The sequence below is a fragment of the Winogradskyella psychrotolerans genome (assembly GCF_018860565.1).
Taxonomy (GTDB): domain Bacteria; phylum Bacteroidota; class Bacteroidia; order Flavobacteriales; family Flavobacteriaceae; genus Winogradskyella; species Winogradskyella damuponensis.
Window position 1 is genome coordinate 121,385 of the sequence record NZ_JAHKPS010000025.1, and the last position, 12,996, is coordinate 134,380.

Below are 12,996 nucleotides of genomic sequence, written 5' to 3' on the forward strand. Positions count from 1 at the left end.
TGGTTTCAGGTTTGGCAATAGTGCCGAAAACCGCTACCGCAAATTAATAACTATGTATACAGATCCAATAGCGGATTATTTAACGCGAGTTAGAAATGCAGTTAAGGCCAACCACAGAGTGGTTGAGATCCCTGCATCTAACTTAAAAAAAGAAATAACTAAGATTTTATTCGACCAAGGATATATCTTAAGTTATAAGTTTGACGACTCTACAGTACAAGGTACAATCAAAATTGCTTTGAAGTACAGTAAAGAGACTAAAGAGTCTGTCATTAAAAAAATTCAAAGAATCAGTAAACCAGGTTTACGTAAGTATGCTTCATCTAAAGAAATGCCAAGAATTCTTAACGGATTAGGTATTGCAATTGTTTCTACGTCTCACGGAGTGATGACAGGAAAACAAGCGCAGAGAGAAAATGTAGGTGGTGAAGTTTTATGTTACGTATACTAAAAACAGGAAATTATGTCAAGAATAGGTAAAAACCCAATAACAGTTCCTGAAGGTGTCACAGTTGAGATTAAGGATAATTTAATTACTGCAAAAGGTAAATTAGGCGAATTAACTCAAGAGTATTCAGATATTGAGATTAAATTAGAAGACGGTACTATTACATTAGAGCGTGCTTCTGATAAGAAAGATTTAAGAGCAAAACATGGTCTTTACAGAGCATTAATTGCTAATATGATAGAAGGTGTTTCAAAAGGCTGGACCAAAGAACTAGAAATGGTTGGTGTAGGTTATAGAGCATCAAATCAAGGACAGAAATTAGATTTAGCCGTTGGTTTTTCTCATAACATCGTTATGGATATTGCTCCAGAAGTAAAAGTTGAGACAGTATCAGAAAAAGGTAAAAATCCAATTATTAAATTAACGTCTTTTGACAAACAATTGGTTGGCCAAGTTGCAGCTAAGATTCGTGGTTTTAGAAGACCAGAACCTTACAAAGGAAAAGGTATCAAGTTTGTTGGTGAAGAAATTAGAAGAAAAGCAGGTAAATCAGCTTAATAATTAAGTTATGGCATTGACAAAGAACGAAAGAAGAATAAGAATTAAAAACAGAATACGTAAGGTTGTTTCTGGTACAGAAACAAAACCTAGATTAGCTGTTTTTAGAAGTAATAGAGAAATTTATGCTCAACTCGTAGATGATGTAACTGGTAAAACTTTAGTTGCTGCATCTTCAAGAGATAAAGACATAGCAGCATCTAAAGGAAACAAAACAGAAGTAGCTGCATTAGTAGGTAAATCTGTAGCAGAGAAAGCTATGAAAGCTGGTGTTGAAACTATTTCTTTTGATAGAGGTGGTTATTTATATCATGGAAGAGTAAAATCATTAGCAGAAGGTGCTAGAGAAGCAGGACTTAAATTTTAAGACATTATGTATCAAAAATATAAAAACGCAGAGCTTGTTAAACCAGGCGGACTAGAATTAAAAGATCGCTTAGTTGGCGTTCAGCGTGTAACTAAAGTAACAAAAGGTGGTAGAGCATTTGGTTTTTCTGCTATTGTTGTTGTAGGTGACGAAACAAATGTTGTAGGACAAGGATTAGGTAAATCTAAAGATGTTGCTACTGCAATTGCTAAAGCTGTTGAAGACGCTAAGAAAAACTTAGTAAGAATACCTATTCTTAATGGAACTATTCCTCATGAGCAAAAAGGTAAATATGGTGGCGCAAGAGTTAACATTATTCCAGCTGCACCTGGTACAGGAGTTATTGCAGGTGGTGCGGTAAGAATTGTTCTTGAAGCAGTAGGTGTACACGATGTATTATCTAAATCTCAAGGATCTTCTAATCCTCATAACGTAGTAAAAGCAACTTTTGACGCTTTATTACAATTAAGAGATGCTAAGTCTGTAGCTAAAGAGCGTGGAATTTCACTTGAAAAAGTATTTAACGGATAATCGATAGGATAAGATGGCAAAGATTAAAGTAAAGAAAGTAAAAAGTGCAATCAATCGTACTAAAAGACAAAAGCTAACATTATTAGCTTTAGGTCTAAAAAAGATTGGTCAAGTAGTAGAGCACGACGCCACACCAAACATCCTTGGTATGGTTAAGAAAGTTGAACATTTAGTTTCTGTAGAGGAAGCTTAAAAATATAACTTAACAATGGATTTAAGTAATTTAAAACCTGCAGAAGGTTCAGTAAAAAATCAAGGTAAACGTATTGGTCGTGGTCAAGGTTCTGGTAAAGGTGGTACGGCAACACGTGGTCACAAAGGAGCTAAATCTCGTTCAGGTTATTCTAAGAAATTAGGATTTGAAGGTGGTCAAATGCCATTACAAAGACGTGTACCTAAATTTGGATTTACAAATATTAACAGAGTAGAATACCAAGGTATAAACTTAGATACTTTACAAAAGTTAGTAGATGAAAAAGTAATCAAAGATAGTGTTGATTTTGAAACACTTGTATCTATGGGATTAGTTGGTAAAAACGAGCTAGTTAAAATTTTAGGTAGAGGTGAGTTAAAAACAAAATTAACAGTAACTGCTCATAAATTTACTGCTACGGCAAAGGCAGCTATAGAAGCTGCTGGTGGTGAAGCTGTAACTTTATAAGATTATAGGATGAAAATAATAGAAACATTAAAAAACGTTTGGAAAATCACAGAACTTAAGGATAGAATTATTCTAACCTTAGGTTTGCTTTTGGTTTATCGTTTTGGTGCTCAGGTGGTATTACCTGGTATCAATATAGATGCTTTAGGTGGATTACAAGCAGGTATGGATGGTGGTATCATGGGATTATTAAATGCCTTTACAGGTGGAGCATTTGCTAATGCTTCTGTATTCGCATTAGGTATTATGCCATATATCTCTGCTTCCATTGTTGTTCAGTTAATGGGTATTGCGATTCCTTATCTACAAAAACTTCAGAAAGAAGGTGCTAGTGGTCAGAAAAAGATCACTCAAATTACACGTTGGTTAACTATAGGTATTTGTTTAGTTCAAGCACCAGGTTATTTAGCTAGTATTCCTTCATTATCAGGATTGTCATCAATTAATGCAATGTTAGTACCTGGCTTTAATGAAAATATGTTTTACTTCTCATCAGTAATTATTCTAGTAACAGGGTGTGTATTCGCTATGTGGTTAGGTGAAAAGATTACAGATAAAGGTATTGGTAATGGTATTTCATTATTAATTATGGTTGGTATTATAGCAACGTTACCACAATCGTTTGTACAAAATATGTACTCTAGACTTGAAGGTGGTAATGGTGGTTTTATGATGATTTTAATTGAAATGGTTATATGGTTCTTAATCATATTAGCTTCAGTTTTCTTGGTTATGGCAGTTAGAAAAATTGCTGTGCAATATGCAAGAAGAACAGCTTCTGGTGGTTATGAAAAGAATGTATTTGGATCACGTCAGTTTTTACCATTAAAATTAAATGCTTCTGGTGTAATGCCAATTATCTTTGCACAAGCAATTATGTTTGTTCCAAGTTTAATAGGTAGCTCTGCTTGGTTGAAAGATACAAGTACAGGCATTTGGATGCAATCTAACTTCCAAGATATGTTTGGATTTTGGTACAACTTAATATTTGCTTTATTAATTATAATATTTACATATTTTTATACAGCAATTACAGTACCGACAAACAAAATGGCTGATGATTTAAAACGTAGTGGTGGATTTATTCCAGGTATACGTCCAGGATCTGAAACATCTGAGTATTTAGATAAAATTATGTCACAGATCACCTTACCAGGTTCTATATTCTTAGCATTAGTTGCTATTTTTCCAGCATTTATCGTTAAGTTAATGAGCGTGCAACAAGGTTGGGCATTATTCTTTGGTGGTACATCACTTTTAATTATGGTAGGTGTAGCTATTGATACAATGCAGCAGATTAATTCTTATTTATTAAATAAGCATTATGATGGCTTGATGAAGACAGGTAAGAATAGAAAAGCGGTTGCGCAATAAGATGTTAAACATTAGAATGTCAGTGTTAAAAATTAGGCAAGGTATTTGCATTTAATCACTGAATACTAAATATATATTATGGCAAAACAAGCAGCAATAGAACAAGACGGAACAATCATAGAAGCATTATCAAATGCAATGTTTCGTGTAGAATTAGAAAATGGTCATATAGTGACTGCACATATCTCTGGTAAAATGCGTATGCATTACATAAAGTTATTACCAGGAGATAAGGTGAAATTAGAAATGAGTCCTTACGATTTAACTAAGGCTCGCATAACTTATAGATACTAATACAAGGTATAGCCGAAAGGTTCTATCATACTATAGTAGTAATAAATAATACAAGATGAAAGTAAGAGCATCAGTAAAGAAAAGAAGCGCAGACTGTAAATTAGTGCGCAGAAAAGGTAGACTTTACGTCATTAACAAAAAGAATCCTAGATTCAAACAAAGACAAGGGTAAATATGGCAAGAATTGCAGGTGTAGACATACCAAAACAAAAAAGAGGAGTGATTTCTTTAACTTATATCTACGGAGTAGGTAGAAGTAGATCAAAGGAAATTTTAGCTGCGGCTAAAGTTGACGAAAGCACAAAAGTACAAGATTGGACTGACGACGAAATAGGAGCAATCCGTGACGCTGTTGGAACTTTTAAAATCGAAGGTGAATTACGTTCTGAAACACAAATGAACATTAAGCGATTAATGGATATTGGATGTTACAGAGGTATTCGTCATAGATCTGGTCTTCCATTAAGAGGACAACGTACTAAGAATAATTCTCGTACAAGAAAAGGTAGAAGAAAAACGGTTGCTAACAAGAAGAAAGTAACTAAATAATAAATAGTCTTTAGTCTTTAGACGTTGGAAAGAATCTGTTTGAAATTTAACGGTTTAGGATTCTAGCGACTATTAACTAATACTAAAAGCTAAAAATAAAATGGCAAAGGCAAGTACAAAAAAACGTAAAGTTATAGTTGATGCAATAGGTGAAGCTCATATCACAGCTTCTTTTAACAATATCATTATTTCTTTAACAAACAAAAAAGGTGACGTTATTTCATGGTCATCGGCAGGTAAAATGGGATTTAGAGGTTCTAAAAAGAACACTCCTTACGCTGCTCAATTAGCTGCTGAAGATGCTGCAGGCGTAGCAAAAGAAGCAGGTTTAAAGAAAGTAAAAGCATACGTTAAAGGACCTGGTAATGGTAGAGAATCTGCTATCAGATCTATTCACAATGCAGGAATTGAAGTTTCAGAAATTATTGATGTAACTCCAATGCCACATAACGGCTGTCGTCCACCAAAAAGACGTAGAGTATAATCTGAATTGTATTCAGTTTTCTAAGTCAGTCTTAGTTAAAAAAACTCACACAAATTTTAAATAAACTAATATCATTCATTTATGTATTGATATTAGTTTATTTTGCATAAATTTGCAAACTGAAAAATAACAAGTATCAATCGAGAGGTTAACGATTAAAGAAGGATAAGATTAAGACCTTAATTCTTTACTCACTCTCTAAACAAATTTAAAATGGCAAGATATACTGGTCCTAAAACTAAAATCGCCCGTAAATTCGGACAAGCGATCTTCGGAGATGATAAAGCCTTCGAAAAAAGAAATTACCCTCCAGGGCAACACGGAAACAACCGTCGTCGTGGTAAAAAATCTGAATATGCAATCCAATTAATGGAGAAGCAAAAAGCAAAATATACTTATGGTATATTAGAAAAGCAATTCAGAAACATGTTCAAAAGAGCAACAGCATCTAAAGGAATTACAGGTGAAGTATTACTTCAATTATGTGAATCTCGTTTAGATAATGTGGTATACAGAATGGGTATTGCACCAACAAGAAGTGCTGCAAGACAATTAGTATCTCACAGACACATTACAGTAAATGGTGAAAAGGTAAATATTCCTTCGTACCAATTAAAAGCTGGTGATGTAGTTGGTGTTAGAGAAAAATCAAAATCATTAGAAGCTATTCAAAATTCATTAGCAAACTCTAGCAATGTTTTTGAATGGATTACATGGAATACAGGTTCAATGGAAGGTACTTATGTTGCTGTTCCTGCAAGAATTCAAATTCCAGAACAAATCAACGAGCAATTCATCGTTGAACTTTACTCTAAATAATAAACTAATCATATTGGTATTTAGCCAAAGGATTTATTTGTCTTCTTCATACTTATAAATCGCGCAACTAAATAACAATTAAAACGAAGAATAATATGGCAATATTAAATTTTCAAAAGCCGGATAAAGTAATCATGATTGATTCTACTGATTTCGAAGGTAAATTCGAATTCAGACCTTTAGAACCAGGATACGGATTAACAGTAGGTAATGCTTTACGAAGAGTATTATTATCTTCTTTAGAAGGTTTTGCAATAACTTCAGTTAGAATAGAAGGTGTAGATCACGAATTTTCTACAATTTCTGGTGTAGTTGAAGATGTTACTGAAATGATTTTGAACTTAAAGCAAGTTAACTTTAAGCGTCAAATAGATGAAATAGATAACGAAACTGTTACGATTTCTATTTCAGGACAAAATCAAATTACAGCTGGTGATTTTCAGAAGTTTATTTCTGGTTTCCAAGTATTAAATACGGATTTAGTAATCTGTAACTTAGATCCTAAAGTAAACATCAATATGGAATTAACTATTGAAAAAGGAAGAGGTTACGTTCCTGCAGAAGAAAATAAGAAAGCTTCAGCACCAATCGGAACCATCTTTACAGATTCAATTTTTACACCAATAAAGAATGTAAAGTATGCTATTGAAAACTTCCGTGTAGAGCAAAAAACGGATTACGAAAAATTAGTTTTCGAAATTCAAACTGACGGATCAATCAATCCAAAAGATGCTTTAACTGAAGCTGCTAAAATATTAATTCACCACTTCATGTTATTCTCTGATGAGCGTATCACTTTAGAAGCTGATGAAATTGCACAGACTGAAACTTATGATGAAGAATCACTTCACATGAGACAACTATTGAAAACTAAATTAGTTGATATGGATCTTTCTGTACGTGCTCTTAATTGTTTAAAAGCTGCAGAAGTTGATACTTTAGGAGATTTAGTATCATTCAATAAAAACGATTTAATGAAATTCAGAAACTTCGGTAAGAAGTCTTTAACAGAGCTAGAAGAACTAGTAAACGTTAAAGGGTTAAACTTCGGAATGGATTTAAGTAAATATAAATTAGATAAAGATTAATTAATCATATTTTGCTCCTCGATTTACGAGTTTAGTAGCAAGATGATAAAACAAATGTCATGAGACACGGAAAAAAATTCAACCACTTAGGAAGACAAACAGCACACAGAAAAGCAATGTTAGCTAATATGGCTTGTTCATTAATTGAGCACAAACGTATTAACACAACAGTAGCTAAAGCAAAAGCTTTAAAGCAGTTTGTTGAGCCAATGATTACAAAATCTAAAGCAGATACAACACATAACAGACGTATTGTTATGGCTAAGCTTAGACAAAAAGATGCCGTTGCAGAATTGTTTAGAGATGTAGCACCAAAAATTGGAGATCGTCCAGGTGGATATACACGTATCATCAAATTAGGAAACAGGTTAGGTGATAACGCTGATATGGCAATGATAGAGTTAGTAGATTATAACGAACTTTATTCAGCTGCTAAACCAGAGAAGAAAACACGTAGAAGTAGAAGAGGAGGAAGCAAAGCAAAAGCTGCTACACCTGCACCTACGGAAACTAAAGCTTCTAACGAAGAAGAGTAAAAATGCTAGTAAAAAAACGAATGGAATTTGAAATCAATACTGATCAAAATTTGAAATCGTTTTTTGCATTTCACAAATCGCGATTATCGCGTCTTAATAAGCATTGATAAATATAAAGGATAGACTGTTTCAGTTTATCCTTTTTTTTTTGGATTTTTGCAAAAATTAAAAATTAATTTTACTTGGTTGTATTGTCCCTTTGAGGGGACTATAGGGGTGTTTTAAATGTATTTAAAATTATTTCTTCCAACTAATGTGACACAATAACATAACCAATGAAATACAAACAAAGAAAAAAAGCCCTTATTCTTTTAGCAGACGGAACAATTTTTCATGGTAAATCCATAGGAAAGGAAGGTTCTGCTTTTGGCGAAGTCTGTTTTAATACTGGTACAACAGGTTATCAGGAAATATTCACAGACCCTTCGTATTACGGTCAACTTATGGTAACTACCAATGCACATATTGGAAATTACGGAACTAAAGAAGATGAAAGTGAATCTGATGATGTTAAAATAGCGGGTTTAATTTGTAAGAACTTTAGTTTTAATTACTCGAGACCTGCAGCAGATGCCTCTTTAGAAGAATTCTTTGAGAAGAATAATACATTGGCCATTGCAGACGTTGATACTAGAGCATTGGTAAGCTACATTAGAGATAATGGTGCCATGAATGCCGTGATCACAACTGAGGTTGATAATATTGAAGCGCTTAAAACACAATTAGCAAAATTCCCTTCAATGAAAGGTTTAGAATTGGCATCTAAAGTGTCAACCAAGGAGCCTTATTTTGTTGGTGATGAAAATGCGACTTATAAGATTGCTGCTTTAGATATTGGCATTAAAAAGAACATTCTTAGAAACCTTGCAAAACGCGATGCTTACATTAAAGTGTTTCCATATAATGCAACATTTGAAGAGCTAGAAGGGTTTAATCCAGATGGCTATTTCTTATCTAACGGACCTGGTGATCCAGAACCGTTAACTGATGCTATTAATTTAGCTAAAGAAATTATAGCAAAAGACAAACCTTTATTTGGTATTTGTTTAGGACATCAAGTGATTGCTTTGGCAAACGGAATTTCAACTTACAAAATGCACAATGGTCACAGAGGTATTAATCATCCGGTTAAAAATTTAGTGACAGGAAAAGGTGAAATCACATCTCAAAACCATGGTTTCGCTATCAATAGAGAAGAAACAGAAGCTAATGCTAATGTTGAAATAACACATGTACATTTAAACGACCATACAGTTGCAGGTATCAAACTAAAAGACAAAAATTGTTTTTCAGTACAGTATCATCCTGAAGCAAGTCCTGGACCAAATGACTCCTTGTATTTATTTGATCAGTTTATAGAAAATATTAAAAATAAATAATACCAAAAACGCAATAAAACACCCTTTTTATTGCGTTTTTTTAGTTACGAAATCATTATCGTAAGCAATTATCATAAATCTGATTTTTGTCAAGTTTCGCGCCTTAGATTTTCGTAAATTTGACTAGCTTAGAGGCTAGTCATGCTGAACTCGTTTCAGTATTTCAATAGAAATTATAGTAAATTAAAATCAAAAATAATGAGCATTATAATCAATGTACACGCAAGACAAATTTTAGATTCCAGAGGGAATCCAACAGTAGAAGTTGATGTTACTACAGAAAACGGTATTATGGGTAGGGCAGCAGTACCATCTGGTGCATCTACAGGAGAGCATGAAGCTGTTGAATTACGTGATGGTGGAGATACTTATATGGGTAAGGGAGTTTTAAAAGCCGTAGACAATGTAAATTCTACAATTGCTCAAGAATTATTAGGTGTTTCTGTTTTCGAACAAAACGCTATTGATCAAATGATGATTGATTTAGATGGTACGCCAAACAAATCAAAATTAGGTGCTAATGCCATTTTAGGGGTTTCTTTGGCGGTTGCTAAAGCTGCAGCGAATGAATTAGGTATGCCGTTATATAGATATGTTGGTGGAGTTTCTGCAAATACAGTACCATTGCCAATGATGAATATTATTAATGGTGGTTCTCATAGTGATGCTCCTATTGCTTTTCAAGAATTTATGATTATGCCTGTTAAAGCAAAAAACTTTACACATGCGATGCAGATGGGAACTGAGATTTTCCATAATCTTAAAAAAGTATTACACGATAGAAATTTAAGTACTGCAGTAGGTGATGAAGGTGGTTTTGCACCCAACTTACCAGGAGGTACTGAAGATGCTTTAGATACTATTAAGACTGCTGTTGAAAAAGCAGGATATGTTTTCGGTGAAGATATTAAGATTGCTTTAGATTGTGCGGCAGCTGAATTCTATAAAGAAGGTAAATACGATTACACTTTATTTGAAGGTGATAAAGGTGTAGTAAGAACAAGTGCAGAGCAAGCTAAATATCTTGCAGAATTAGCATCAAAATACCCTATCATTTCTATTGAAGATGGTATGGATGAAAACGATTGGGATGGTTGGAAAGACCTTACAGAGCAGATTGGTGATAAAGTACAATTAGTTGGTGACGATTTATACGTAACTAACGTAGAGCGTTTATCTCGTGGTATCGAAAATGGTATTGCCAATTCAATTTTAATTAAAGTGAACCAAATCGGAACACTAACTGAAACGATTGCAGCAGTAAACATGGCACACAATGCTGGCTACACATCTGTAATGTCTCACAGATCTGGTGAAACAGAAGATAATACTATTGCTGATTTAGCAGTAGCATTAAACTGTGGACAAATTAAAACTGGTTCTGCGTCTCGTAGTGATCGTATGGCAAAATACAACCAGTTATTACGTATTGAAGAAGAATTAGGAAGTGTTGCTTATTTTCCTGGAGCTAATGCTTTTAAGGTGAAAGCATAAGTTTTTTTGGATTGTCCCCTTGAGGATTAGTGAGAAACAAAATATTTTTTGTTTTGAAACTACCGAGCGAAGCTCTTAGGGGTGTTTTTTTTGAATGTATAGAAAAATACACAATTAGAATAGACTATTCAACTAAATATGCTGAATATATACTAAACCATCTAAAATATTAATTTTAGATGGTTTTTATTTGTAAGAAAAAAGTATTAGTTTCATAAAAAATCTTACCCTAAGGATTAATTAGTTCATTGTTGATTACACATATTTAATTTTTTGATAGCCTAAACATTAGGCTTTAAAACCTGTGCAATATTTATGATTAAAAATCCATTAACGTCCTAATCATAGATGACCATCCCATTATTATTGAAGCGATTATTAACACACTTCAATATATGCAAGACCAATCAGATAAGTTGTGTTTTAAAACCGAAAGTGCTAGGGATTGCGAAACAGCTCATCAAAAAATTCAAAGCTATTCTGCAGCAAAACCTTTAGATTTGGTCATCTTAGATTTAAGTCTACCACCAGCTCCACAGCTTAATTTATATTCTGGTGATGATTTGGGTGTATGCATTAGAGGACAATTTCCAAATACTAAGATTTTGGTCATTACGTCATATGCTAATAGTCATAGAATTAGGCAGACTATTAATGCCTATAATCCGTTGGGCTTTTTAAATAAACAAGATGTAGGTTTTATAAAATATGTTAGTGCTATAAATAAAGTGCTATCCGGAGAAACACATTATAACAAAACAATAATGTGCATCAAGCGGTGGCGCTGCAAGTTGTAAATGCGATTATCCAAGACCTTTTGGTCCTTCAACAACTTAAAGAATTCACACCATAGTTTATTAACTGTTTATTTAGCCATCTTTGGCAAGAGGTGGCTAAATTTAAAAACGTATTTTTATATAAATTTCACAAAAAAATAATGTTATGGTAAGAGCCCCAAAAAGAGTCTTAATAATTTTACTTGTCGTAATTGTTATTGGGATTCTTGTTTTTAATCTAAAAAAAGAAACATCAAAACTAATAGAAACATCAAAGCAAGTTTACTTGTTTGCAGAACAAGCAGGAGACACTTTAATAGAATCAGTATTGCTTGATGAAACCCATATTGAATTTAATAAACAGTCTTTTTTGCTTAAAACAAAGAATGAAGATGAAAATTTAAACTTTAGTTTTAAATTGGAATCACCAAGATTATTTAGGTTTGCTAGTTTTAAACCTAGCTCAATTGCGTTTTTTATATATGTAACTCCAGGTGATACGCTTAGTTATAAATTGGATAATAGTATAATAACTTTTAATGGCAATAATGAAGCCCATTATAATTTTTTTAAAGAACTTTATAATTAAACCTAAATTACCCAAGATATAATGAGCAACTTGGAATTTCTGAATATAAGAAAGTTCATGAAAATTATTATAAAAATAAGCAACAGTTTTTAGATCAGTATGCAAAAAACAAAAATGTTTCAGATTTGTTTTATAATAAAATAAAAGATGTTTTTAAATTTCAATATATCAATGGGATATTAAATCAGAACAGCATTCCTAAAGGCGCCATAACTAATTATACAGAATATTTAAAAGGTATATCTATCAATGATTTTAATAGAAATGACCAAGATGATAATGTGAATTTTTATCTTGCATTAACAAAATATCTAAATATTGTATCTGAAGAAAAATTTGGCAATAATACATATTCAATAGAATCACTAGATTTTCAATTAGATTTAATCAATAAAAATTTGGTTGGTAAAACTAAAGAATATGCGATTACAAAAATGATATTTGAATTTGATAGTCATTCGATTGCAAAAAATTCAAAGAACCTACAAGATAAAATTATGATTTACTTGCCGCAAATAAAAGAAGAAAAATATAAAGTTGTGTTAGAGAGAATAAATGAACGATTAAATAAGATTAATAATCGATTAGCAGAAAATGTTTACGGTTCTATTTTATTAGATATTGATGGAGACAGAATTACATTAAAAGATATTTTAAAGAATCAGGGCAATACAATTAAAATAATTGATTTTTGGGCAAGTTGGTGTGCACCATGTATTGAAGAAATTAAAAGTAGTCATGAGTTTAGAAAAAAATTAATTCAGAATAAAAATGTAGAATTCTACTATTTTTCAATAGACGAGAATCAAGATAGTTGGAGAAAAAAAGTAGCCGAATTACAAGAATTTGGGATGGATAAAAATCAATATGTGATTACTAAAACTGAGAGTTCTGATTTAATAGAATTTTTTAATGTAAATTCTATTCCTCATTATGCTATTTTAGATTATAATAATAATGTTGTTTTGATTAATTCGCCCTCTCCAAATGATACTTCGCAATTCAATGATATTATTAATAAAATTGAAATATCAGAATAGAAATAATTC

Annotated in this window: 19 protein-coding genes; all 19 read left to right on the top strand. The window is 32.4% G+C overall.

Annotation, left to right across the window (positions count from 1 at the left end; translation table 11 throughout):
- Positions 1 to 52 precede the first annotated feature (52 nt).
- The 19 genes from rpsH to KO504_RS13535 all read left to right on the top strand — a co-directional run bounded on the left by rpsH (position 53) and on the right by KO504_RS13535 (position 12,987).
- Positions 53 to 451 (top strand): 30S ribosomal protein S8, encoded by a 399-nt coding sequence (gene rpsH / locus KO504_RS13445; protein ID WP_215927684.1) that lies wholly within the window; start codon positions 53 to 55, stop codon positions 449 to 451.
- A 12-nt stretch (positions 452 to 463) separates the two neighbouring features.
- A complete protein-coding gene (gene rplF, locus KO504_RS13450) occupies positions 464 to 1,006 on the top strand; it encodes a 50S ribosomal protein L6 (RefSeq protein WP_215927686.1) in 543 nt (180 codons plus the stop codon).
- 10 nt (positions 1,007 to 1,016) lie between these two features.
- Positions 1,017 to 1,373, top strand: a complete 357-nt coding sequence (gene rplR, locus KO504_RS13455; protein ID WP_215927688.1) for a 50S ribosomal protein L18 — start codon at positions 1,017 to 1,019, stop codon at positions 1,371 to 1,373.
- A gap of 6 nt (positions 1,374 to 1,379) precedes the next feature.
- Positions 1,380 to 1,904 carry a 30S ribosomal protein S5 gene (gene rpsE / locus KO504_RS13460; RefSeq protein ID WP_179354566.1) on the top strand — a complete coding sequence of 175 codons (525 nt, stop codon included), beginning with the start codon at positions 1,380 to 1,382 and terminating at the stop codon, positions 1,902 to 1,904.
- A 13-nt stretch (positions 1,905 to 1,917) separates the two neighbouring features.
- Entirely contained in the window at positions 1,918 to 2,097 is a 180-nt protein-coding gene (gene rpmD / locus KO504_RS13465) for a 50S ribosomal protein L30 (RefSeq protein ID WP_008269164.1), read from the top strand.
- Positions 2,098 to 2,112: 15 nt separating this feature from the next.
- The gene (gene rplO / locus KO504_RS13470; RefSeq protein WP_215927690.1) at positions 2,113 to 2,565 is read left to right on the top strand and encodes a 50S ribosomal protein L15; all 453 of its coding nucleotides are present in this window, start codon (positions 2,113 to 2,115) and stop codon (positions 2,563 to 2,565) included.
- Positions 2,566 to 2,574: 9 nt separating this feature from the next.
- Positions 2,575 to 3,939, top strand: coding sequence for a preprotein translocase subunit SecY (gene secY / locus KO504_RS13475; RefSeq protein WP_215927692.1), 1,365 nt, complete (start codon positions 2,575 to 2,577; stop codon positions 3,937 to 3,939).
- Positions 3,940 to 4,017: 78 nt separating this feature from the next.
- Entirely contained in the window at positions 4,018 to 4,233 is a 216-nt protein-coding gene (gene infA / locus KO504_RS13480) for a translation initiation factor IF-1 (protein WP_007094967.1), read from the top strand.
- 55 nt (positions 4,234 to 4,288) lie between these two features.
- A complete protein-coding gene (gene ykgO / locus KO504_RS13485; RefSeq protein ID WP_008269159.1) occupies positions 4,289 to 4,405 on the top strand; it encodes a type B 50S ribosomal protein L36 in 117 nt (38 codons plus the stop codon).
- A 2-nt stretch (positions 4,406 to 4,407) separates the two neighbouring features.
- Positions 4,408 to 4,782 (top strand): 30S ribosomal protein S13, encoded by a 375-nt coding sequence (rpsM, locus tag KO504_RS13490; RefSeq protein ID WP_215927694.1) that lies wholly within the window; start codon positions 4,408 to 4,410, stop codon positions 4,780 to 4,782.
- 100 nt (positions 4,783 to 4,882) lie between these two features.
- Entirely contained in the window at positions 4,883 to 5,266 is a 384-nt protein-coding gene (rpsK, locus tag KO504_RS13495) for a 30S ribosomal protein S11 (RefSeq protein WP_173281865.1), read from the top strand.
- A 213-nt stretch (positions 5,267 to 5,479) separates the two neighbouring features.
- A complete protein-coding gene (gene rpsD, locus KO504_RS13500) occupies positions 5,480 to 6,085 on the top strand; it encodes a 30S ribosomal protein S4 (protein ID WP_215927696.1) in 606 nt (201 codons plus the stop codon).
- A gap of 95 nt (positions 6,086 to 6,180) precedes the next feature.
- Positions 6,181 to 7,173 carry a DNA-directed RNA polymerase subunit alpha gene (locus KO504_RS13505; RefSeq protein ID WP_115818534.1) on the top strand — a complete coding sequence of 331 codons (993 nt, stop codon included), beginning with the start codon at positions 6,181 to 6,183 and terminating at the stop codon, positions 7,171 to 7,173.
- 59 nt (positions 7,174 to 7,232) lie between these two features.
- Positions 7,233 to 7,709 (top strand): 50S ribosomal protein L17, encoded by a 477-nt coding sequence (gene rplQ, locus KO504_RS13510; RefSeq protein WP_215927698.1) that lies wholly within the window; start codon positions 7,233 to 7,235, stop codon positions 7,707 to 7,709.
- A 275-nt stretch (positions 7,710 to 7,984) separates the two neighbouring features.
- Positions 7,985 to 9,088: a glutamine-hydrolyzing carbamoyl-phosphate synthase small subunit gene (gene carA, locus KO504_RS13515; protein WP_215927700.1), complete on the top strand. Its 1,104-nt coding sequence runs from the start codon at positions 7,985 to 7,987 to the stop codon at positions 9,086 to 9,088.
- A 198-nt stretch (positions 9,089 to 9,286) separates the two neighbouring features.
- Complete coding sequence (gene eno / locus KO504_RS13520) at positions 9,287 to 10,582, top strand: phosphopyruvate hydratase (RefSeq protein WP_215927701.1); 1,296 nt, start codon at positions 9,287 to 9,289, stop codon at positions 10,580 to 10,582.
- Between the two features lie 344 nt (positions 10,583 to 10,926).
- On the top strand, positions 10,927 to 11,379 hold the full coding sequence (locus KO504_RS13525; RefSeq protein ID WP_354667403.1) for a hypothetical protein: 453 nt from the start codon (positions 10,927 to 10,929) through the stop codon (positions 11,377 to 11,379).
- Between the two features lie 265 nt (positions 11,380 to 11,644).
- Positions 11,645 to 11,947 (top strand): hypothetical protein, encoded by a 303-nt coding sequence (locus tag KO504_RS13530; protein WP_215927703.1) that lies wholly within the window; start codon positions 11,645 to 11,647, stop codon positions 11,945 to 11,947.
- 125 nt (positions 11,948 to 12,072) lie between these two features.
- On the top strand, positions 12,073 to 12,987 hold the full coding sequence (locus KO504_RS13535; protein WP_215927705.1) for a TlpA family protein disulfide reductase: 915 nt from the start codon (positions 12,073 to 12,075) through the stop codon (positions 12,985 to 12,987).
- The last annotated feature ends 9 nt before the right edge of the window (positions 12,988 to 12,996 follow it).